This is a genomic window from Streptomyces sp. NBC_01216, assembly GCF_035994945.1.
In the GTDB taxonomy this organism is placed as follows: Bacteria; Actinomycetota; Actinomycetes; order Streptomycetales; family Streptomycetaceae; genus Streptomyces.
Window position 1 is genome coordinate 827,355 of sequence record NZ_CP108677.1, and the last position, 21,790, is coordinate 849,144.

A 21,790-nucleotide genomic window follows, 5' to 3' on the forward strand; every position below is an offset into this window, starting at 1 on the left:
GTGTGTTTGATCCCAGGTCAGGTTCCGCGCCAGTTGGGGGTGGCTTCGCCGGTGAGGCGGCGGGCCATGAGGTCGATCATCGCGAAGTGGACCATGGCTTCGAACCGGTGCGGGTGGGTTTCGTAGTCGCGGGCGAGTCGGCGGTGGTGCATGAGCCACCCGATGCTCCTCTCGATCGTCCAGCGTCTGGGAATGACCGTGAACCCCTTGACGCGCCCCGGGGCGTTAGACGGGGTGGACGTGGATGCCCAGGCGGGCGCCGTGGTCGATGGCGGTGGTGCGGTAGCTGCCGTCCACCCAGACCTTGGTGACGCGCGGGTGGGCGGCGGCGATGCGGGTGAGTAAGGTGACACCGGCCGCGGTGTCGGAGGCGCTGGCGGCGGTGACCAGGACTCCACCGCTGGCCGCACCCTCCTGGAGCAGGCCGCCGCCGACCACCCCAGCCTTCGCAAATCTGGGTCGACGGGGCTACCGCAAGCACTTCGTCGAGCACGCAGCCGCCCTAGGTATCGACCTCGGAATCCTCCAACGTGCCAGACGCAGAGGAGCCGCCCCGGTGTGACGGTGGCCGGGGCGGCTCTGTAGGCGGAGTGGTCAGCGGTTCGGTGGTCGGAATGGGACGACGTTGTCCGCGACGGGAGAAGGCTCGCTCTCGGATTCCTTCTGAACCGTTCCGGGTTCGGTAGAGATCTCAGATGTTGGTTGTGACCTGGGGTTTCGTGGTTGCTCGGTAGTGGTTGTTCTCGTATTCGACGGGCGGGACGTGGCCTATCTCACCGTGGAGTCGTCGGTGGTTGTACCAGTCGACGTACTCGGCGGTGGCGAGCTCGACGTCGGACAGCGTCTTCCATGGCCGTCGGGGCTTGATCAGCTCGGTCTTGAACAGGCCGATCGTGCTCTCCATCAAAGCGTTGTCATAGGCGTCGCCGACCGAGCCGATCGAGGCGGCGATGCCGGCTGCGTCCAGGTGCTCGGCGAGCCGGAAACTCGTGTACTGCGACCCGGCGTCCGAGTGATGGATCAACTCGCCTGGCTGAACGGGGTGTTGGTCGCGGTCGCGCTGCCAGATCGCCATCTCCAGGGCGTCCAGCACGAAGACCGTCTCCTTCACGGTGGCCGCGGACCAGCCGACGATCCGGCGGGAGAAGGTGTCCACGACGAAGGCGACGTAGACGACGCCGGCCCAGGTCTTCACGTGGGTGAAGTCCGCGACCCAGCAGCGGTTCGGGGCGCCGGCGATGAAGTCCCGGTCCACAAGGTCGGGGGCCCGGTCGGCCTGGCCGCCGGGAAGCGTGGTGATCACACGTCTGCCGCGGACCGCTCCTGCGATGCCGAGTTCCCGCATCAGGCGCTCGACGGTGCAGCGGGCCACCGTGACGCCCTGCCGGTTCAGCTCCCGCCAGATCTTCCTCGCCCCGTAGACGCGGTAGTTGGTGTCGTAGACGTGCTGGATCAGCTCTTTCAGCTCGCTGTCCCGCACGGTCCTGGCGGACGGTGCGGCCTGGCGTTGGTGGTGGGCGTAGTAGGTGGAGGGGGCGATCTTGCAGTCGTGCATCGTCAGCACGCGGCAGATCGGCTCGACACCGCCGAAGCGGCCCTTGTGCTCGTCGATGAACGCTACGAGCGTGTGTGTGGCCGGTCGAGCTCGGCCGCGAAGAAAGACGCCGCGGCTTTCAGGATCTCGTTCGCCCGCTTGAGCTCGGCGTTCTCCTTCTTCAGTCGCTTCAGCTCGGCCGATTCCTCGGTGGTCACGCCAGGACGCACTCCGGCGTCGACCTGGTCCTGCCTCACCCCGGATCCACCGGTTGATGTGCGGCGGTGACGTTGCCGGGAACGAGGAAGTGCCCTGTGACCTGCGATGATGGGAGTTCTCACGCTTCCAGCACGCACGACCAACAGGGCACTTCTGAGATGCAATCTTCCCATGCCGCGGCGAAGGTCTCCGCACGGTTCGATGATCCGAATCTGATCGCGTACGGCGGGCTCGCGCCGCTGGTGCGCCTGGCCGAGCGGTGCGGCCTGCCCGGCCTGGTCGGCGAGATGATGCGGCTGCCGGCCTCGAAGAACGGCACCGGTTCCTTCCCGGCCGCCAAGTCGATGGCGCTCATCGCGGGCATGGCCGCGGGCGCGGACAGTATCGACGACATGGACCGGCTGCGGCACGGCGCGATGCGGCGCCTGTTCACCGGGGTCCGCGCCCCGTCGACCCTCGGCAGCTTCCTGCGGTCCTTCACCCACGGGCACGTGAAGCAACTGCACGCCGTCGCCCGCCGGTTCCTGCCTCGCCTGGCCGCGCACACCCCGCTGCTGCCCGGCGCCGACACGGTCGCCTACCTCGATCTGGACGACACCATCAAGCCGGTCCACGGCTATGCCAAACAGGGCACCGGTTACGGATACAACAAGGTCAAGGGCCTGAACGCGCTGATCGCGACGCTGTCCACGCCGCTGGCCGCCCCGGTGATCGCCGCAACCAGGCTGCGCAAGGGCAGCGTGAACTCGGTGCGCGGAGCCGGTTCGTTCGCCGCCGAGGCGGTCCGCACCGCCCGCGCGTCCGGTGCGACCGGGATGCTGACCGTGCGGGCGGATGCGGCCTACTACGCCGCCGAGGTGATCGCCGCCTGCCGCGCGCTCGGCGCCCGCTTCTCCGTCACGGTGCGGATGAACGCCTCCGTCAAGCAGGCCATCGCCGCTATCGACGAGACGGCCTGGACGCCGATCAAGTACCCCAAGGCGGTGTGGGACAGCGAGGAGGAACGCTGGATATCGGACGCCGAGATCGCCGAGATCGAGTACACCGCCTTCACCTCGAAACCGAAGAAGCAGCAGGTCACCGCCCGTCTCATCGTGCGACGCGTCAAGCGCCTGAACCCCGCGACCGTGCCCGGGGGCCAGGGCGAGCTGTTCACCGCCTGGCGCTACCACGCCGCGTTCACCGACAGCACGCTGCCGCTCATCGACGCCGAGCGTGACCACCGGCGCCACGCGATCGTGGAACAGGTGATCTCCGAGCTGAAGAACGGCCCGTTCGCACACGCCCCCTCGGGCAGCTTCCAGGCGAACGCCGCCTGGCTCGCGCTGGCCGCCCTCGCCTTCAACCTGACCCGCGCCTGCGGAACGCTCGCCGGCACCTTTCACGCCCGCGCGACGTGCGCGACCATCCGTGATCACCTGGTCAACGTGCCCGCCCGTCTGGCCCGTTCGGCCCGCCGGCTCACCCTGCACCTGCCCGAACGCTGGCCCTGGCACGACGCCTTCGAAGCCCTCTTCAACACCTTGCACACCCCGCCCCAACCGACCTGACCTGCCCGTATCTGACCCGCCCGCCAGGGCCCGAGAGCTGTGGACATGTGGAAAAGCTGGGCAGACCAGCGGCCACCCCATGCCCGCCGCCAGACGCATCGCCTCGATCACCGAAAACGATCACTCACGAAACGAGCCGGTGGATCCGGGTTCAGGGTTGGATTGCCAGGCGATCACTTGCCGTAGGCCAGCTCGCAGCTGCTCCTCATCGGCTTCGGAGCGCGAGCGAACGCCCATGGCGTGGTTGATGCGAATCTGAACGTCGATGATTCTCTCCCCTACAGCACGGGCGAGTGGTCCTACTCTGCTGGCGATCTCGCGCTTCAGGCCGGTCATGTCCTTCGCGTCGATCTCGTCCTCGGACAGCCTGCTCTGGGAGAGGGGCACAGGGAACGAGGAGGGATCGCTCAGCCATTCTTCGGTATGGGCCAGTCCGCGAATGAGGAGTTCCAGGGTGACTTGGAGGGTGTCTCACGTGGTGTGACGCCGGTGCGGCATGATGCTGGTCGTGGGTGCTGATCTGTCGCAGCGGCTGGTTCCTGATGGTCTGTGGGAGCTGGTCGCCCCGTTGATGCCGTCGTTCAAGTGCCGTCCGCAGGGCGGCGGGACTGCCCCGTTGGACGAGCGGGCCGTGTTCACGGCGGTGGTGTACGTCCTGGCCAGCGGGTGTGCCTGGCGGCATCTGCCGGAGACGTTCGGTGTCTCGCCCGCCACCGCGCACCGCCGGTTCACCGCGTGGACGAGGGCGGGGCTGTGGCGTTGTCTGCACCGGGCGGTCCTGGACGAGCTCAGTGCCCGGGGCGAGCTCGACTGGACCTCCGCGATCGTCGACGCCGCCTCGGTGCGGGCGAAAAGGGGGGTTCGCTGACCGGGCCGAACCCGGTCGATCGCGGCAAGAAGGGCAGCAAACTGCACGTGCTGTCCGAGGCGCGGGGCATCCCCCTGGCCGTCGCCGTGTCCGGAGCAAACACCCACGACAGCCAGGCCCTCAAGCCGCTGATCCGAGGCATACCCGCCATCCGCTCCCGCCGCGGGCCACGCCGGCGCAGGCCGGTCAAGCTCCGCGCGGACAAGGCATACTTCTCCGCCCACCACCTGGCCTGGCTGCGCGAACGCGGAATCATCCCGCGTATCGCCCGCCCGGGCATCGAGTCGAGCGAGCGGCTCGGCCGACACCGTTGGAAGATCGAGAGGTCGATCGCCTGGCTCTTCGGCTACCGCCGCCTCACCGTCCGATACGAGCGAAAGGGCTCCCACTTCCTCGCCTTCCTCGGCCTGGCCGCCGCCCTGACCTGCTACAAGAAGCTCGCGAAACTCACCACGTGAGACACCCTCTTGGTCCCGGTAGCGAATGCCCATGGCGTCGTTGATGACGGGGTGGATGACGCGGAGCGGCTGCTTGAGTTTCCTGCCGACCTCGGCGGCGAGATCGTTGAGCAGGCGGCGGGCGCGGCTCTGCGTCAGTACCGGTACGGCCTGGCAGACCCAACAGGGGATGCCGGCCGATGCCGCCGGGCGCTGGCTGCACAGGGAGCAGACGAATCCGGGGCACGCTTCGCACAGCATGTCGGCGTGTTCCTCGGTGTAGGCGCCGGCTCCCGCCTCACGGAGTTGGTCGCCGATCGAGCGGCAGGATCTCACGCAGAGCCGGTTCGCCTCGGCTGCGCCGGTCTGCGGGGAGAGGCCGGTGAAGGACACGCGACCCCCGTGGGTTGTCAGCCCTTCATGGCGCGCTTCCCGGTAGGCCTGGAGTAGCTGGCGGGCGCTTGCGCCTCCCAGGCTTTCCTGGCGTCCCGCGCATGCACAGGGAAGTCGGTCGGCGTAGCCGCAGTACTCCGCGCCGAACAGGCCGCATTGGGGGCAGAGCGTCCACTGGTACAGGGCATCGGCGTAGGTTTCCATCCCGCAGGTCTCGTGGTTTCGCCACGGCCCCTCGGCGAGGCTGTCTCCGAAGCAGATCCACTCCGGAATGGGCCCGGTGGCCAGGAACGCTCGGCCCTGCCACTCCTCGTCGAGGGCCACCTCGTCGTCTGAGGCGATGTCGTCCTCGGGGTACGCCGAGTGGCCGGGCCCTGCGACGGCCGCTGCGAAGTCCCCCCACCAGGAGGGGTCCTCTACTCCGGATTCCTGAGCGTGGAACCAGAAGCACTCACGAGGCAACCAGAAAGTCGGGGTGAAGGTCACACCCCTCGCCGTGGTGAACGCGGCAGGTTCGTAGGTCCATGGGATCCCCATGTCTGAGAAGAAGATCGCCCAGCGGGCGTGGAGTTCGGTTTGGAACTCGAAGGTGATCAGCTCGTACGCCATGATGGAGCGCTCCCGAAGGGTCGGCCGACTCGGCTGCGCCCCACGATGACGCGCACGGGACGCGTGGCGGCGGCTGCGTCACCGGTCCGGAGCAGTGGCGTCGCCCTGATGGGGCCACCACCGATCACGGGGTGTACCCCGCAAGCTGACGAACGGGCCCCGGAGGCCCATCGGGGCTCCGGTCCGGGTCGCGTCCAGAAAGTGGTGTAAAAGGCGACGAGCGTAGGTTTCGTACTGAACCGACCAAAGTTCGTACGGAAGGACCCACGCTCGTGCACCATCGAGTATCCCCGACCGAGACCATCCGCGGCGAGATCGACGCCGTGTTCGCCGAGGGCCGGCCGCTGGCCGACTGCCTCGAGGACGTCGCCCGCCTCGGTGCCCGTCTGATCATCCAGTCCGCGCTCGAGGCCGAGGTTGACGAGTTCCTGGGCCGCGCCCGCTACCAGCGCGCCGACGCGGTCCAGGGTCAGGACCAGGCCCCGGCGGCGGACGCCCGGCCGGTGCCCGCTGCGCGGGCCGGCCACCGAAACGGTCACCGCGAGGTGACTGTCAAGACGACGTCTGGGCCGGTGAAGATCAAGAAGCCGAAGCTGCGCGGGACCACGGAGAAGTTCGCCTCGCGCCTGTTCGGGGCCACGGTGACGCGGACGAACGCGCTGGAATCCCTCGTCATCGCCTCGTTCGTGCGGGGCCTGTCCACCCGCGACGTGGAGAACACCCTCGCCGAAGCATTGGGCTCAGACGCCGCGCTGTCGAAGTCGACGGTCTCCAATATCTGCCAGAACATCCGTACGGACTACGACAGTTGGCGTCAGCGAGACCTGTCCCACGTCACGCTGGACTACCTGTTCATCGACGCCTCCCATTTCCGGATGCACCCGAACGCCCCCGCCGAACCGGTCCTCGCCGCGTGGGGCATCGACACCGACGGCAAGCCCGTCTTCCTCGGCCTGGAAGCCGCCGGCTCGGAGTCCCACGACGCCTGGGCCGACTTCCTGACCGGCCTGCTCGAGCGCGGGCTCACGCCGCCGCTGCTGGTGATATCCGACGGCGGCGCTGGACTGATCTCCGCCAGCGAGCTCGTCCTGGGCCGCAGCCTGCGCCAGCGATGCCTGATCCACAAATGCCGCAACGTCACCTCCAAGGTCAGCCGCCACGACCTGGAAGCGGTCAAGAAGGACTTCTGGGAGATCTTCGACACCGCCACACTCGGGATCCCGCCCGGCCAGCAACTGGTCGACGCCGTCCAGCGCCGCATCGACGACTTCGCCACGAAGTGGGGGAAGGCTTACCCCGCAGCCGTCAAATCCCTTCTCACGGACCGGAGTTCACTCACCGCCTACCTTCGCTTCCCCGTCGAACACCACAAGCGGATCCGCCACTCCAACTTCATCGAGCGGACCTTCGGCGAGACCCGCCGACGGGTCAAGGTCATCGGCCGCTTCCCCGGCGAGACCAGCTGCGTCTCCCTCGCCTTCGCCGTCCTCGACCGCGCCGCCACCGGCTGGCGCGGCTTCACCACCACCCCCGCCACCGCACGCCAGCTCGAACGCATGCGCCGCGGCCTGCTCCACCCCGCCGAAGCAGAAGTGATCCACCTCGCAGCACCGGCCCGCGTGTCCCTCACCAAGGCCGCGTAACATCGACCACCACGAAACCCCTCGTCGAGCTTTTACACCGCTCCGAGGACGCGACCCCGGTCCGCATGGACCTCGCCGGGGAGGGTGTCGATGCGGTACGTCTGCCGGCCTGTGCTGCTGGAGTTCGCGCCACCCGCAGGTGGCGTGGTCCGGAAGCGGCGTCGTAACGCTGGACGGCATCTCACCCGCAGGCTACCCAAAGCCCGGCTGAGCGCAGAAGACACTTGCCTTGAGGCGAGCCGCGCCCGACCCGACGGTTATCGGGGTGAAGAGGTCGGCGTCGTCGCATACCCGCCGGTGGGCTGGCGCTTGGGCCGATCCGGTGCGTGTCGGCTACCGGTTCCCCGGGAGCCGAGCCGTCAGGAGGAGCTCGGCGGTCGCGCGGGCGGTCAGGGCGCTGTCCGGGGTCCGGTCGAGGTGCGCGGCGGTGACGGGCCCCGTCGCAGAGCCGTACAAGGGCTGCGACGAGTCCGCTGTCCGTGTCAGCGCCGAGCGGCGCCAAGAGGCGTGTGAAAAGGGCGGGCAGTCAGGCACGGTCATCGGCGATGGGCGCCCGGATTCCTCGTGGTGGGGGTACTCCGCCGCGGCGTTGGTGAAGGGGCAGCCGCGGAAGCCGGGCTCCTTCACCCGACTATGCGGCCGATGCACGGCGGAATATAGCTGCAAATCCCCGGTTTCCGAAACCGGGGATCGTGTAGATGATCGAAACTCCACCGCCGCTTCCCTGCACTCGAGTCGAAAGGTATTGAGCCGAAACTCATCGGTTGCCTGGTCGTTGATCGGGTGTGATCGAGGGTGGGGATATGCGTCGGCTGTCGCCGGATGCGCAGGAGGATCTTCGGCTGCGGGTGGTTGCGGCGCTGGAGTCGGGGCGGGTGGCGACGTACGGCCGGGCCGCGGAGATGTTCGGCGTGTCCGAAAGGTCGGTGGGCACCTGGTGGCGGGCCTTCAAGGCTGGTGGCAGGCCAGCGCTGCTGGCGGCGGAGCGTGAATCGCGGGCGGGGAAAGGCGAGTTGCTCGATAGCTGCGCACGCGGTGCGGTGTTGCGGGCGATGCGGGACTACACCCCGGCCGACCTGGGGCAGAGCGGGGTGATGTGGACCCGTGCCTCGACGAGAGCCTTGATCCGGCTGGTGTGTGGGGTGTCGATGACGGAACAGGGGGTGGGCAAATGGCTGCGTCGGCATGGCTTCACGCCGCAGCGTCCCGCCCGCCGCTCCTACCGGCAGCAGCCCGCACAGGTGCGGGCCTGGCTGGAGGAGGAGTACCCGGCGATCGCCGCACGGGCCCGACGGGAGAAGGCCGAGCTGGTCTGGGCCGACCAGTGCGGCCTGCGGTCCGACACCGCTCCGCCCGGACGCTCCTGGGCCCCCGCCGGGCACACCCCGATCGTGCGGGTCAACGGCCGCCGCTTCAGGGTCAACATCATGTCCGCGGTCGCTTCGCGGGGCGCGCTGTGGTTCACCGTCTTCCCCGGCAAGTTCACCGCGAAGGTGTTCTGCGCGTTCCTCGACCGCCTCGCCGCGCAGGCCCGCCGCAAGGTTCATGTCATCGTCGACCGGCACCCGGTCCATCGCAGCAAGGCCGTCAAGGAGTGGCTCGTCGAGAACGCCGAGCGGATCGAGCTGCACCTGATGCCCGGCTACAGCCCTGAACTCAACCCCGACGCGCTGCTGAACGCCGACCTCAAACACCACATCCACGCGGCCCGCGCCACCTCGACCGACGACCTCGCCCGCGAAACCCGCCGCTTCCTACACCGCCGACAGCGCCAACCCCACATCGTGTCCGGCTACTTCCACGGCCGCCACGTCCGCTACACGATCCAGTAGGAAACCCATCAGTTTCGGCTCAATACCTGTCGTCCGATGGCACAGCTTCGATCCCATAATCCCTAGCGCCGCCCTGCTCCGGGAGCGCCACGGCGCCCAAGACTCGTTCCGGAAGCCAACCACCGCCCCACAGCCCGAACGGGGATGCCACGCGCCTTCCACCTCGGGGCGGAATCGTCTCGGGCTAGGCGCATTGATCACTCAGTGAGCCGCGGCCCTCGAGAGCAAACCGCTGCCTCGGATGGACCCTCAGCCAGCCGCACCCACCAGCGGAGTTGTTCTCCGTGTGCGAATCCGGCGGTCTTTCGCTGGACTTTTCAAACGTTCCCCCTATGGTCGTCGTCCCACCATTCCTCCACACAGGGGAGCGTGACCGACCTGTCTCTTGCACCGACTCGCCCGATCGGCGTTCTACGCCATCGCAAGGACCCCATGTCATCCCAGGAATCCGCGAAGAGCGGACGAAACGTTTCCCCCGATCTGGTCACCGGCAAATGGCTAACGACCGATGAACTCGCAGGCATCTTGAACGTCGATCCCTCCACACTCCGTCGCTGGCGCACCGCCCGCCCCCTGCAGGGGCCGCCGTTCGTCCCTGTGTCCGATCGCGTCACCCTCTACAGCGCGATCGACGTCGAGCACTGGCTGCGCAGTCGCCGCGTCGACCCTGAACAGGCGGCCTGACATGGCGATAGCGACACCCACCGCCGCTGTCGAAGCCGTTCCGATCGGGGTCCGTCTCACCGCTGATGTCGAGTACCGGCCGAATCGCCCTTCGCCCTACCGGGCACGCGTGCGCTGGTGGGACCCCGAGACCAAGTCCCGCAAGTCCGTCTCTGAGGCCAAGGAGACCGAGGATGAAGCCCAGGAGTGGATCTCTGCCCTGGTCGAGGCCGCCCAGGCCGGCATCAACCCGTCGCTTGCCACCATGCCGCTGGCCGACTACGGCACCGCAAACATGGACCTCGCGCTTCGAGGGCTGGAACTCAAGACACTCGACCCCTATATGGCCGGTTGGCGTCTGCGCGTAGTGCCCTCCCTCGGGCACCTGCCGGTTCGAATGATCACCAACGGTGCAGTGGACCGCACCGTCTACCGGTGGATCGCTGACGAATACAGCCGCTCCACCGTGAAGAACACCATCGCCGTCCTCGTTCGCGTCATGGAGCAGGCCGTTCGCGACGGGCTCATCAAGGTCAACCCCGCCCGGGTCAGCGGCTGGCAGCGCCAGTACCAGCAGGTCGAGGACGAACTGAACGACCCGCGTGCGCTTGCCCTGCCGGACTGGGAGACCCTCCGGGCCCTCGCCAAGGCCCTGGTCGCTCGCTCATACGGCCAATACCAGGGCTGGGGCGACGTGGTCACCTTCGCCGCATCGACAGCAGCCCGCATCGGCGAGGTCTCCGGAGTCCGCGTCAAGGACATCGACACCGACAACTGGATCTGGACCGTACGACGGCAGACCACCCCCGCCCAAGGCGGTCTCGTCGACAAGGCCACCAAGGGAAAGCGCGCCCGCAAGGTACCCCTCATCGAAGAAGTACGGCCGATGGTCGCCCAGCGGCTGCTGGCCGTCGGCAATGACCCCGATGCCCGGATCTTCTTCGGACCGCGTGGCGGTCGCATCTCCACCGCGGTCCTGCGCGACGCCACTCACTGGGACGACGTCGTCACGGAACTCGGCTTCGAACACCTCCGACGGCACGACCTGCGCCACACCGGACTGACCTGGTTCGCCGACGCCGGCGTGCCGCTCCACGTCCTGCGCAAGATCGCCGGGCACGGCTCGCTGACCACCACTCAGCGCTACCTGCACCCCGACGCCGGCCAGATCACCGCAGCTGGTGCCGCGCTGTCTGCGCACCTCATGGTGCTCCGTGCACCTCGTTCGCTGCCAGTCACGGCCGTCACCGCAATCTGACCCGCACTGACCGCCCTGGTCCCCAACTGGTCCCCAAAAACGATCAAGAGGCCGTTTTGGATTGCTCCAAAACGGCCTCTGACCTGCGACTCTTTCGAGTCGGGACGACAGGATTTGAACCTGCGACCCCTTGACCCCCAGTCAAGTGCGCTACCAAGCTGCGCCACGTCCCGATGCCCGTCTGACCTGGGGTTTCCCCTGGCCGAACGCGCATGAGAACAATACCGCACTTCCCCCGGTGCTCACGAACCACTTCCCGGGCTTGACCTCAAGTCCACTTGAGGTAGCACGGTGGCTGCCATGACGAACACGGTCGACACCCTCGCCTCGCACGCACCGCGGACCCCGCGGGTCCGCCACGACTCCCGGGCCGGCCTCGACCGGCTGAACCGGCTGATGGCCCTCATGACCGGCGACGAGAAGCACTCGCCGGCCGCCACGTCCACGCTCGACGCGCTGTGGGTGCTGTACGACCGGGTGCTGCGGGTCACGCCGGAGAACATCGGGGACCCGGGGCGAGACCGCTTCCTGCTGTCCAAGGGCCACGGACCCATGGCTTACTACGCCGTCCTCGCGGCGAAGGGGTTCTTCCCGGAGGAGCTCCTCGCCGGCTTCGGGTCGTACGACTCGCCGCTCGGGCACCACCCGGACCGGACGCTCGTGCCGGGCGCGGAGATCGGCAGCGGGTCGCTGGGGCACGGGCTGCCCCTGGCGGTGGGGAGCGTGCTGGGGCTCCGGGCACAGGGCCTGTCCGAGCCTCGGGTATGGGTGTTGATCGGCGACGCCGAACTGGACGAGGGCAGCAACCACGAGGCGCTCGCCTACGCCGGCCCCGCCGGCCTGGAGCAGCTGCACACCGTGGTGATCGACAACGGTTCCGCCACATACGGCCGGCCCGGCGGGATCGCGTCGCGTTTCGAGGCCGCCGGATGGTCCACGCAGACCGTCGACGGCCGTGATCACGAGGCGCTGCACGCCGCCTACACCGCGCCGCACCCCGGGCGACCGCGGGTCGTCGTGGCCCGTGTCGAGCCCAAGCACGCCTGAACCCCACCGTACCGGACCGAGGAGCACCTTTCCGTGGACACCATGCGCGACCGTTTCGTCTCCACCACCAGCCGACTGCTCGACGAGGACCCTCGCCTCGCCGTCGTCCTCGCCGAGATCAGCCGGGACGGTTTCCGGGAGGCCGAACGACGACACCCTGACCGGGTGATCAACGTGGGGATCCGCGAGCAGCTGCTGGTCGGCGCGGGCGGCGGACTCGCCCTGACCGGCATGCGTCCGTTGCTGCACACCTTCGCGAGCTTCCTCGTGGAGCGTCCCTTCGAGCAGCTGAAGCTGGATTTCGGCCACCAGGGTGTTGCCGGGGTCCTGGTCAGCGCCGGCGCCTCGTACGACTGGCCGGCCGGCGGGTTCACCCATATGTCTCCCGGTGACGTGGCCCTGCTCGACACCCTCGACGGCTGGACGGTCCACGTGCCCGGCCATCCGGACGAGGCGGAGGAGCTGGTGCGCCGGGCCGTCCGGGGCGACGACCTCGTCTATGTCCGGCTCTCGACCCAGTCCAACGCCGCGTCCCGAACCGCCACCGGTGGCTTCACCTCGGTCCGTGCGGGCCGGGACGGCGTGGTCGTCGCGGTCGGTCCGATGCTGGACGACGTCCTCGCGGCCACCGAGGGCCTCGATGTGACCGTCCTCTACACGGCCACGATCCGTCCCTTCGACGCCGACGGTCTGCGCCGGGCCGTGGACGTCTCCCGCCCGGACGTCGTCCTGGTCGAGCCGTACCTCGCCGGCACGTCCACGTCCGCGGCCGACGACGCACTGATGGACCTGCCCCACCGCGTGCTCGGCCTGGGCGTCGCGCGGCGCGAGCTGCGCAGGTACGGGAGCGTCGAGGAGCACCTGGCCGGCCAGGGGCTGGACGCGGCCGGGCTGAGGGGGCGGATCACGGCCTTCCTCGGCCAGTGACCAGCCCCGGACCCGGGGAGAGAGCAGCGCCACCGCCCCGGTACGCCGTCGGCCCCCGCCCCGGTCCGGCTGCGGCACCGCCGGCGCCGCGGAGGGCAGCTCCCGCTCGACGGCGGAGCCAGGCGCGCGCCGCGGCGGACACGACGGGCCGCACGCCACTCACTCCCCGTAGCGCTCCTCGCGCTCCCGCGCACCCTCCTGCGCCGGTCCCGCTGCCGGACCGAAGGCCGCGCGGGCCCGGGAGGCCCGTCGTCGCGGCCTTCGCAGGGCACGGCATCAACTCCGGCATGCCGAATCTTTGATGAAGAAGTGACTGATGTAGTGAATCATCCGTCCTGATCGGCATACTTCCGCGCACTGATCGCCAAGGACAGGTGGCAGAAACGCGCCCAAGGGGAATGTCCCGTTCGCCGGACCGACTAGGCCAAGACCATGCGAAACACAGTCGGTTCCAAACGTCAATCAGTCCTGTTTCGGACAAAGTCCGTGGCGATATTGCTCCGGTCTCGAAAGATCAACACCATGTGGTGGTCGGCCTGTTCGGGACGGGGTCACTGCCGATGCACCACCTGTTCGAACAATCACGCGAACAGGCGTTTCGCAGGGAGGACTCGTATGGACGGCTACTTCACCAGCCGACTGCATCATCAGCTGCGGTCGAGCGTCCGGGACTTCGCGGAGCGTGAGGTTCGGCCACGCATACCCGAGATGGAGGCGGCACGTTCCGTCCATCACGAACTGTCGCGGCTGATCGCCGAACAGGGCTGGCTGGGAGCGACAATCGGCCACGAGTACGGCGGCATGGCGGCCGGCCATCTGGCCAAGACCATCATCATCGAGGAGCTCTCCCGGGTCAGCGGTGCGATGGGCGCCATGGTCCAGGCATCCCAGCTCGGCACCGCCAAGATCGTCCACTTCGGCAGCGACGAGCAGCGCAAGACGTGGCTTCCCGCCATCGCCGCGGGCGCGTGCCTGCCGACCATCGCCGTCACCGAACCCGGCTCGGGCGGTCACGTCCTCGGGATGACGGCGAGCGCGGTCCGCGACGGGGACGACTACGTCCTCAACGGCAGCAAGGTCTTCGTCGGCAACAGCCACGTCGGCGATCTCCACGGCGTGGTGGTGCGGACGGGCCCCGGCTCCAAGGGCCTGACGGCCTTCCTGGTCGAGTCGGACCGTCCCGGCTTCCGTACCGGCCCCCAGCAGCAGGCCATGGGCCTGCACGGCTTCAGCTTCGGCGAGCTGATCTTCGAGAACTGCCGTGTCCCCGCAGCCAACCGGCTCGGCGACGAAGGCGAGGGCCTCGCCGTCGCGTACTCGTCGAGCGTGCTGTACGGACGGGCCAATCTGACGGCCGTCTCCCTCGGCATCCACCAGGCGATCATGGAGGAGACCACGCAGTTCGCCACCGAACGGCACCGCTACGGGAACCCGCTCCACGAACTGCCCACCGTGAAGCTGAAGCTGGGCCAGATGCAGTCCCGCCTGATGACCGCGCGGCTCACCGCCTACCACGCGGTCCACCTGCTCGACCAGGGCGTGTCCTGCGACGCCGAGCTGATGAACGCCAAGCTCGTGAACGTCGAGTCGGCCCTCGACTCGGGTCGCAACGCGATGGAGGTCCACGCCGCCGCCGGGCTCTTCACGGACCGCCCGATCGAGCGCTACCTGCGGGACGCCCACCACATCTTCGCCCCGGCCGGCACCTCCGACATCCAGCTGCTGCGCCTCGCCGAGGTGGCCCTGGGCACCGCCAAGGGCAGCTGGTCCGAGCGGCTCTCCGACCTGGTACGAAGGGAGCCGGCCCACGCCTGATCGCAAGGATCGCGTACCTCCTCCCCCCTCCCCCGGGTCCCCACGCACACGCGCCCCGGCCCGGCCGAAGCCGTTCCGGGGCGCCGCTCTCGTGCCGGGGTGCGTAAGTCCCTCAGAGCAGTCCGTCCTCACGGCGGTGGATCTGCTCCACCAGCTCCGCGGCCAGCGTCTTGATCGTCTCGAGACCGGCCCGGCCCCACGGCCGGACGTCCGTGTCGACCACGCAGATCGTGCCGAGTGCCACGCCTGTGCGGTCGATCAGCGGCGCGCCCATGTAGGAGCGGATGCCGATCTCGTCGACGACCGGATTCCCCGCGAAACGCGGGTAGTCGCAGACGTCCTCCAGGACCAGGGCCTTGCGTCGCACCACCACGTGCGGGCAGTAGCCGTGGTCGCGTGCCATGAACCGGCCCACGTTGCCGCCGGCAGCCGCCGCACCCAGGTCACTGCCCGAGTGGGTACCGGCCGGGGTGTGCAGCCCTGCGAAGAACTGCTGGTGCTCGTCGATGAAGTTGACCATGGAATAGGGGGCGCCGGTCACGTCCGCGAGCCGGTGGGCGAAATCGTCGAATGCCTGCTCCGGCCGCTCCCCCAGACCCAGTTCGCGCAGCCGCTGCACACGGACGGGCGCCTCCCGGTCGACGGGGGTCAGCAGCAGATGACCGGTCGGGTCGTAGGTCATGTCGTGGCTCCGTAGCTCGGCACGGTGGCCGGGGTGGTGGTGAGCAGATGCTGGACGAGGGTGAGGAGGGTACGGATGCCGGCGCTGGATATCCGGGCGTCGCACAGGACGACCGGCACCTCGGGTCTCAGGTCGAGCGCGGACCGGACCTCGTCCGGCTCGTATCGGTACGCGCCGTCGAACTCGTTGACCGCCACGACGAACCCGATGCCCCGCCGCTCGAAGAAGTCGACCGCCGAGAAGCAGTCCTCCAGGCGGCGGGTGTCGGCCAGGACGACCGCCCCGAGGGCACCCTCGGAGAGTTCGTCCCACATGAACCAGAAGCGTTCCTGCCCAGGAGTACCGAACAGGTAGAGCACGTTCCGGTCGTCGAGGGTGATGCGCCCGAAGTCCATCGCGACGGTGGTCGTGGTCTTGCCCTCCACGCCTACCAGGCTGTCGGTGGCCGCGCTGACCTGGGTCAGCAGCTCTTCGGTACTCAGCGGTTCGATCTCGCTGACCGCGCCCACGAAGGTCGTCTTGCCCACGCCGAAGCCGCCCGCCACCAGGATCTTCAGTGCGGTGGGGAAGGGGTCGGCCGCGAGACCGTCGTGGCGCTCAGAGCCGTTGTCGTAGGCCATCGAGCACTGCCTCCAGCAGGGAACGGTCGGTTGGGTTGGTGTGGAAGCGGGGCGCCCGGGCGGTGAGCGCCCCGCAGTCCACGAGGTCGGAGAGGAGGACCTTGGTGACGACGGCCGGGAGCCGTAAGTGCGCCGCGATCTCCGCCACCGAGGTGGGCCCGTCGCACAGCCCGAGAGCGAGACTGTGCTCGGGGCCCATGTGGCCCTGCGGAGAGGAACCCGTGGCCATCACCATCGACAGGAGGTCCAGCGCGGTGGTGGGTTTGGTCCGGCCACCGCTCACGGTGTAGGGACGGATAAGCCGCCCCGCCGCGTCGTCGAGCCAGGGCCCCTCCTGGGACGTCACGCTCACCGCCCCGTGCTGCCCGCCGCGCCGGCGGCCTGTCTGGCCGGTGTCGCCAGGTACGGCCGGACGCTCTTGACGAGCATGGCCATCTCGTAGCCGAGGACGGCGGCGTCCGCCTCACGCCCGGCGAGCACGGCCAGGCAGGTGCCCGAGCCGGCGGTCGAGACGAAGAGCAGGGTGGAGTCGAGTTCGACGACCACCTGCCGGACCTCGCCGCCGTCGCCGAACCGCGCGCCGGCGCTGCGTCCGAGCGAGTACAGCCCGGAGGCGAGCGCCGCCATGTGGTCGGCTGCGTCGGTGTCGAGGCCGTGGACCGATTTGACCAGGCCGTCGGAGGAGAGCAGAACCGCGTTGCGGGTGTAGGGGACCCGCTGGACCAAGCCGGTCAGCAGCCAGTCGAGATCCGAGGAATGGCCGGTCGGCGCATTGCTCGCCATGGTGCATCTACTCCTTGTGCGCGTCGCCGGGACGCTGGGATTCATGGGCCGCGGACTGGGATTCCGCCAGTCCGATGCCTCGCTGGAAGGCGGCCATCAGGCCGGGGTCGTGCAGGGTGTGTTCCTCGGGTGCGCGGGCCGGGGGCTCGTCACGTAGCTGCGGGACGAGGTGCTCCTGGGCGCGCCGCTTCGGGAGCAGGGGGCGGCCCGGTGCCTGACGGCGGGGGGCCGGGGGCGCCGCCTGGGTCTTCGGGGACCCGGGTCCGGCACCGCTACGGACGTGTGCGGTGTGCTCGCCCCGTACGGGGAGGGGGCCGGCGTCGTACGTGGGGGGCCGGGTCCCGGGGTTGTCGTTCGCCGGCCTCGGCTGGAATCCGGGGGGCGAGGTGGTGTAGGTCTGCGGCACGTGGGCGGCGGGCCGCTCCGGTGCCGGAGTGCGCGGTGCGCCGTCCCCGTACGGGGACGGCGCGGCCGGGGGCGCCGCGTTCGGTGTGTGCCGGGGCGACGGTACGGCCTCGGGTGCGGGCCGCGCGGGCGGCACGGCGGGGACGGCCGCTTCGGCGGCGACCGGGGGAACCTGCGCCTGCGACTGGGCCTGGGCCTGGGCCGCGGCACCGGTCTGGGGTTCGCTCTGGGGGAGCCGGTCCGGCTCGGAGCCGAGCAGCCCCTGCGGCAGGACGAGGACGGCCTGGACGCCGCCGTAGATGTTCGACTGGAGCCGGACGGCGATGCCGTGGCGCCGCGCGAGGGCGGAGACCACGAAGAGGCCGATGCGGCCGTCCTGGAGCAGGTGGGCCACGTTGACCTGGTCGGGGTCGGCGAGCAGCGCGTTCATCTTGTTCTGCTCGGTGACCGGCATGCCCAGGCCGCGGTCCTCGACCTCGATGGCGAGCCCGGCGGTGACGTACTGGGCCCGCATCAGCACGGTGGTGTGCGGGGCGGAGAACAGTGTGGCGTTCTCGACCAGTTCGGCGAGCAGGTGGATGACGTCGGCGACGGCGTGGCCGCGGAGCGTGCCGTCGATCGGTGGCACCAGCTTGACGCGCGGGTACTGCTCGACCTCGGCGATCGAGGAGCGCAGCACCTCCGTCATGGTGACCGGATTCGACCACTGACGCCGGGAGATGGCGCCGCCGAGCACGGCGAGGTTCTCGGCGTGCCGGCGGATGCGGGTCGCGAGGTGGTCGACGTGGAAGAGGCCCTTGAGGAGTTCGGGGTCCTCGACCTCGTTCTCCAGCTCGTCCAGGAGCTGGATCTCGCGGTGAACAAGGGACTGGAGGCGCCGGGCGAGGTTGACGAAGACCTCGACCTTCTGTTCGTTGCCGACGCTGCTGGACAGGCGGGACGCCTGCACCACGGCGGCGACGGCGGCCTCGTGGGACCGGCCGAGCTCCTGTGCGAGTAGGTCGAACTCATCACCGGAGGCGGCACCGGACGGCGGGGCCGGGCGGGCCGGCGGGCCCTCCCCGCGGCGCAGTTGCTCGACGACCGCGCGCAGTTCGCTCTGCCCTCGGGCGCTGGAGCGGCGCAGGGCGTTGCAGCGGTCCAGTACGGACTTGGCGGCCCGGTCGGCGCCGAGCGCCGCCGCGGTCACGGAGGCGACCGTGAGGGCCGCGGCTCCCGTCAGCGCGGCCCAGAGGCCGGGCGACGGACTCGCTCCGGTGGAGCGGAGGGTGAAGAGGACCGCGGCCGCTCCGCCGAGTGCGACGGCGACGGCGGGAAGGACCGAGGTGCGCAGGAGTTGGGGGCGGATACGGGCTTCCGCGGGATGGGGGGCGGAACGCTGTGCGGGGTCGGGAGCCCCCGCACCGGGAGCGGGACGGGCGCCCGACCGGCCGTGGCGCCCGCCCTCGCGGCGGTCGGACCGCGTGGCAGGTGCGCGAAGTTGAGACATGAGTGTCCTTGGTACGTGCCCGGGTATCGGCGTAACTACGGGGGGACGACGGGGGGCGTACTGACATGGGTGCGATGAGCCTACCGATGATCACCAAGTACCCACTGTAGTCGTCAACCGTTCGGGTGGGGTGCGCAGTTGGCAAACTTACCCGTAGAACGCCCCGCTCTGGTATCGGCCTTCGCGTGACAGGCCGAGAACATTCGGCCGGTTCTCGACGCAACGGCGAGGGGATCGCTGAGCGGAGGAGCGGCCAGGCGCCCGCACACCCGCGCGCGTCACGGAATCACGCCGTGACCGGAATCGACCCACACCCTTCCGCGTCGCGGCCCACAGCCGTCCGGAACCGGCGACGCCTCCGCCACGCTCCCCTCCCTCCTCTTCCTTCGGAGTGCGGCCGTCCGCACCGCCCCGCGCCCGCCGTGCGACGGTTCGCATCGTCACCCTTGCGAAGGGGCCGTGACCGTCCGTAACGGTTCGGACCCTCACGACCCAGTGCGTGGCACGTCGTCCCGTTTCGCCCCGGCGCGGGCGCCGGGCGGCCGGGGCGACACCGGGCCCGGCTTGACTGTCCGACGCCGTGGCCGGTAATGACATGCAAGCACCCACGCACGGTGCGGAACGGGGATGCACTTCCATGAAGCCACTGATACCGGGCGATCCCGCCTCGGTCGGCGACGGCCGCTACCACCTGACCCACCGACTGGGCCAGGGCGGCATGGGTGTGGTCTACCTGGGCCGCTCCCCCTCCGGCCGCGCCGTAGCGGTGAAGGTCGTACGACCCGAGCTGAGCACCGAACCCGGATTCCGGCGCCGGTTCGCCGACGAGGTGGCGGCGGCGCGCCGGGTGAGCGGCTTCCACACCGCACCGGTCGTCGACGCCGACCCGGACGGGGACCCCGCCTGGCTGGTGACGGCGTTCGTACCCGGACCGACGCTGGCCGCCGTCCTGGACCGGGTGGGAGCCCTGCCGGCCGACACGCTCACGGTGCTGGCCGCCGGGCTCGCGGAGGCCCTGGAGTCGATCCACCGGGCGGGGGTCGTCCACCGGGACCTCAAACCGGCGAACATCATCGTCGCGGAGGACGGGCCGCGGGTGATCGACTTCGGCATCGCGCGGGCCCTGGACGGCACGGTGCTGACCCAGACCGGCTTCCAGGTGGGCACCCCCGGCTTCCTCGCTCCCGAGCAGCTGACGCGGGGCATCGTGACGCCCGCCGTGGACGTCTTCGCGCTGGGCGTGGTGCTCACCCAGGCGGCGGGCGGCTCGCCCTTCGGCGACGGTCCGTCGATGGCCCGCCACTACAAGATCGTGCACGAGGAGCCGGACCTGACCGCGGTGCCGGACGGGCTGCGGACGCTGGTCGCCGAGTGCCTGTCGAAGGACCCGGCGGGCCGCCCCTCACCCGGCGACTTCCTGCGTCGGCTGGCGGTCCGCCATCCGGAGGGGGACGACTGGCTGCCGGAGGCGGCGACGGTCCTGCTTCCCCGCGGCGTCCGGGACCGGTCGCCCACGGCGGGGACGGAACGGGCTCCGGCGTTCCGCACCGGGTCTCCGGCAGCGGAAGCGCCGCCTTCGGGGACACCTCACCCAAGGGACCCCGGACAGGACGGTGCCGGGCCGGCCGACGCGGCGACGCCGGACCCGCGCGGCACCGCGCCGTGGAACGCCGGCCCCCGGACGATCGACCCGCGGACGGTGGACCCGCGCGCCGCGGACCGGCCGAGCGGCCGGGACGCACGACCCCCGGCCGGGGCCACCACGCCCACCCCGGTTCCGCCCGCGACCGCCCCCGCCGGGGCGGCACCGCCCGTCCCTCCGGGCCCGGAGGGACGGCACGGCTCCCCGACGGTGACGGCGGCGCCCGACGGGCGGCCCGGCACGCAGGCGGACACCACGCCGCCGGGCGGGCGAGGAGCGGACTCCGCGGCGCCCGGCGCGGGGGGCGGACCGGGTGCGTTCGGCGGGCCGGGAACGGGCACGCCGCGGCGGACGCCCGCGCTGGTCGCCGCCGCCGTGGTGCTCTCGCTGTCGGCGGTCGGCCTGTCGCTGTGGCACCCCTGGTCGGGGATCTCCACCGGCGACAGGAAGGGGGCCGACGGCCCGGTCACTCCGACGGCCACCGGTCCGGCTCCCTTCCCCACCGGCCCGGTACTGATCCGCGAGGACACCGAGCCGGGCTGGCCGAAGAGCTGCCACGGGTCGATCGCGCGTCGCGACCCCGGCAACGCCACTCCCGTCCGGCTGATCACCGGGGATCCCTGCGTCATGCTTCCCCAGTGGTCGCCGGACCACCGCTCGTTCGCCTACACCCGGGTCGCCGAGGACGGCGCGTCGGTATGGCTGGCAGACGCCGACGGCTCGAACTCCCGGCGCCTCGCGTCCATCGCCGGGGGACGGGTGTCCTGGTCGCCCGACGGGACCCGGCTCGCCGTGCTCCGGACCGCGAAGGGCGTCCAGCAGCTGTTCGTGGTGGACATCGCCGACGGTGCGGCGCGGCAGCTCACCACGGGCACCGGCCGGGTCGAGGACCCCGCCTGGTCACCCGACGGCACCCGCATCGCCGTCTGCATGCAGGCGGGCGACGCGGGCTGGCAGATCCACCTGGTGGACCCTGCCGCCCCGGGCTCCGCCCCCCGGCAGCTGACCCGGCTGCCGCACCCGGCCTTCGACCCGGTGTGGTCGCCGGACGGCCGCACCTTCGCCTACACGGCGGGGAAGTACGGCGAGGGCACCCAGGGCGACATCCGGCTGATCGGTACCGACGGGACCGGAGACCGGGCGCTGGTGGCGACCGGAGCGCACGAGATGGACCCCGCCTGGTCCCCGGACGGCAGCTGGCTGGCCTTCGTCCGCGGCCCGTACGAGCGGCCATGGGTGTGGGCCGTCCGCGCGGACGGCACCGGTGCGTACTCCCTCTCCCCCGCCTCCTCCTCGGAGGGCCACCCCGCCTGGCGCTGACGACCACCGGCCCTGCGGCTCTGTGCCGTCCCAGTCTGGACGGCACAGAGCCGC

The 21,790-nt window shown here is 70.2% G+C and carries 17 protein-coding genes, 1 tRNA gene and 3 pseudogenes; 12 read left to right on the plus strand and 9 right to left on the minus strand.

Annotation, left to right across the window (positions count from 1 at the left end; translation table 11 throughout):
• Positions 1–17 precede the first annotated feature (17 nt).
• Positions 18–393: pseudogene (locus OG393_RS03585) on the minus strand (transposase); the annotation flags it as partial.
• Here OG393_RS03585 and OG393_RS35405 point away from each other — a divergent pair.
• Positions 388–532, plus strand: a pseudogene (locus tag OG393_RS35405) (IS5 family transposase); the annotation flags it as partial. The pseudogenes OG393_RS03585 and OG393_RS35405 overlap by 6 nt on opposite strands.
• Positions 533–691: 159 nt before the next feature.
• Here OG393_RS35405 and OG393_RS03590 read toward each other — a convergent pair.
• Positions 692–1,791, minus strand: a pseudogene (locus tag OG393_RS03590) (IS3 family transposase); the annotation flags it as partial.
• Positions 1,792–1,911: 120 nt separating this feature from the next.
• Between OG393_RS03590 and OG393_RS03595 the strand changes: the two are divergent.
• Positions 1,912–3,303 carry an IS1380 family transposase gene (locus OG393_RS03595; protein ID WP_327372736.1) on the plus strand — a complete coding sequence of 464 codons (1,392 nt, stop codon included), beginning with the start codon at positions 1,912–1,914 and terminating at the stop codon, positions 3,301–3,303.
• A gap of 120 nt (positions 3,304–3,423) precedes the next feature.
• On the opposite strand, the gene OG393_RS03600 is transcribed toward OG393_RS03595, so the two are convergent.
• Positions 3,424–3,639, minus strand: a complete 216-nt coding sequence (locus OG393_RS03600) for a hypothetical protein (protein WP_327373085.1) — start codon at positions 3,637–3,639, stop codon at positions 3,424–3,426.
• Between the two features lie 163 nt (positions 3,640–3,802).
• On the opposite strand from OG393_RS03600, the gene OG393_RS03605 reads away from it, so the two are divergent.
• The 6 genes from OG393_RS03605 to OG393_RS03630 all read left to right on the plus strand — a co-directional run bounded on the left by OG393_RS03605 (position 3,803) and on the right by OG393_RS03630 (position 11,006).
• A protein-coding gene (locus tag OG393_RS03605; RefSeq protein ID WP_442817398.1) for an IS5 family transposase occupies positions 3,803–4,629 on the plus strand; the annotation gives its coding sequence in 2 pieces (ribosomal slippage) (positions 3,803–4,154 and positions 4,154–4,629; 828 coding nt in all).
• Positions 4,630–5,536: 907 nt separating this feature from the next.
• Positions 5,537–5,659, plus strand: coding sequence for a hypothetical protein (locus OG393_RS03610; RefSeq protein WP_327373086.1), 123 nt, complete (start codon positions 5,537–5,539; stop codon positions 5,657–5,659).
• 223 nt (positions 5,660–5,882) lie between these two features.
• Entirely contained in the window at positions 5,883–7,253 is a 1,371-nt protein-coding gene (locus tag OG393_RS03615) for an IS256 family transposase (RefSeq protein WP_327373087.1), read from the plus strand.
• An 803-nt stretch (positions 7,254–8,056) separates the two neighbouring features.
• The gene (locus tag OG393_RS03620) at positions 8,057–9,085 is read left to right on the plus strand and encodes an IS630 family transposase (RefSeq protein ID WP_327373089.1); all 1,029 of its coding nucleotides are present in this window, start codon (positions 8,057–8,059) and stop codon (positions 9,083–9,085) included.
• Between the two features lie 369 nt (positions 9,086–9,454).
• Entirely contained in the window at positions 9,455–9,769 is a 315-nt protein-coding gene (locus OG393_RS03625; RefSeq protein WP_327373090.1) for a helix-turn-helix transcriptional regulator, read from the plus strand.
• 1 nt (position 9,770) lies between these two features.
• A complete protein-coding gene (locus tag OG393_RS03630) occupies positions 9,771–11,006 on the plus strand; it encodes a tyrosine-type recombinase/integrase (RefSeq protein WP_327373092.1) in 1,236 nt (411 codons plus the stop codon).
• Positions 11,007–11,105: 99 nt separating this feature from the next.
• Here OG393_RS03630 and OG393_RS03635 read toward each other — a convergent pair.
• Positions 11,106–11,179 (minus strand) — tRNA-Pro (locus OG393_RS03635).
• Between the two features lie 223 nt (positions 11,180–11,402).
• Between OG393_RS03635 and OG393_RS03640 the strand changes: the two genes are divergently transcribed.
• From OG393_RS03640 to OG393_RS03650, 3 genes are all read left to right on the plus strand, one after another.
• The gene (locus OG393_RS03640; protein WP_327378294.1) at positions 11,403–12,053 is read left to right on the plus strand and encodes a transketolase; all 651 of its coding nucleotides are present in this window, start codon (positions 11,403–11,405) and stop codon (positions 12,051–12,053) included.
• Positions 12,054–12,086: 33 nt separating this feature from the next.
• Positions 12,087–12,980 carry a transketolase family protein gene (locus tag OG393_RS03645; RefSeq protein WP_327373093.1) on the plus strand — a complete coding sequence of 298 codons (894 nt, stop codon included), beginning with the start codon at positions 12,087–12,089 and terminating at the stop codon, positions 12,978–12,980.
• Between the two features lie 615 nt (positions 12,981–13,595).
• Positions 13,596–14,795 (plus strand): acyl-CoA dehydrogenase family protein, encoded by a 1,200-nt coding sequence (locus tag OG393_RS03650; RefSeq protein WP_327373094.1) that lies wholly within the window; start codon positions 13,596–13,598, stop codon positions 14,793–14,795.
• Positions 14,796–14,907: 112 nt separating this feature from the next.
• On the opposite strand, the gene OG393_RS03655 is transcribed toward OG393_RS03650, so the two are convergent.
• From OG393_RS03655 to OG393_RS03675, 5 genes are read right to left on the minus strand one after another with little or no spacing between them, the layout of a single operon-like run.
• Positions 14,908–15,477, minus strand: coding sequence for a GAF domain-containing protein (locus tag OG393_RS03655; protein WP_327373095.1), 570 nt, complete (start codon positions 15,475–15,477; stop codon positions 14,908–14,910).
• Positions 15,474–16,097, minus strand: coding sequence for a GTP-binding protein (locus OG393_RS03660; protein ID WP_327373096.1), 624 nt, complete (start codon positions 16,095–16,097; stop codon positions 15,474–15,476). Before OG393_RS03660 ends, OG393_RS03655 begins: the two co-directional genes overlap by 4 nt.
• Positions 16,075–16,449, minus strand: coding sequence for a DUF742 domain-containing protein (locus tag OG393_RS03665; RefSeq protein WP_327373097.1), 375 nt, complete (start codon positions 16,447–16,449; stop codon positions 16,075–16,077). The genes OG393_RS03660 and OG393_RS03665 overlap by 23 nt, the downstream gene beginning before the upstream one ends.
• Positions 16,446–16,880 carry a roadblock/LC7 domain-containing protein gene (locus OG393_RS03670; RefSeq protein WP_327373098.1) on the minus strand — a complete coding sequence of 145 codons (435 nt, stop codon included), beginning with the start codon at positions 16,878–16,880 and terminating at the stop codon, positions 16,446–16,448. The genes OG393_RS03665 and OG393_RS03670 overlap by 4 nt, the downstream gene beginning before the upstream one ends.
• Before the next feature lie 7 nt (positions 16,881–16,887).
• On the minus strand, positions 16,888–18,774 hold the full coding sequence (locus OG393_RS03675; protein ID WP_327373099.1) for a sensor histidine kinase: 1,887 nt from the start codon (positions 18,772–18,774) through the stop codon (positions 16,888–16,890).
• A gap of 637 nt (positions 18,775–19,411) precedes the next feature.
• Between OG393_RS03675 and OG393_RS03680 the strand changes: the two genes are divergently transcribed.
• On the plus strand, positions 19,412–21,736 hold the full coding sequence (locus OG393_RS03680; protein ID WP_327373100.1) for a protein kinase domain-containing protein: 2,325 nt from the start codon (positions 19,412–19,414) through the stop codon (positions 21,734–21,736).
• The last annotated feature ends 54 nt before the right edge of the window (positions 21,737–21,790 follow it).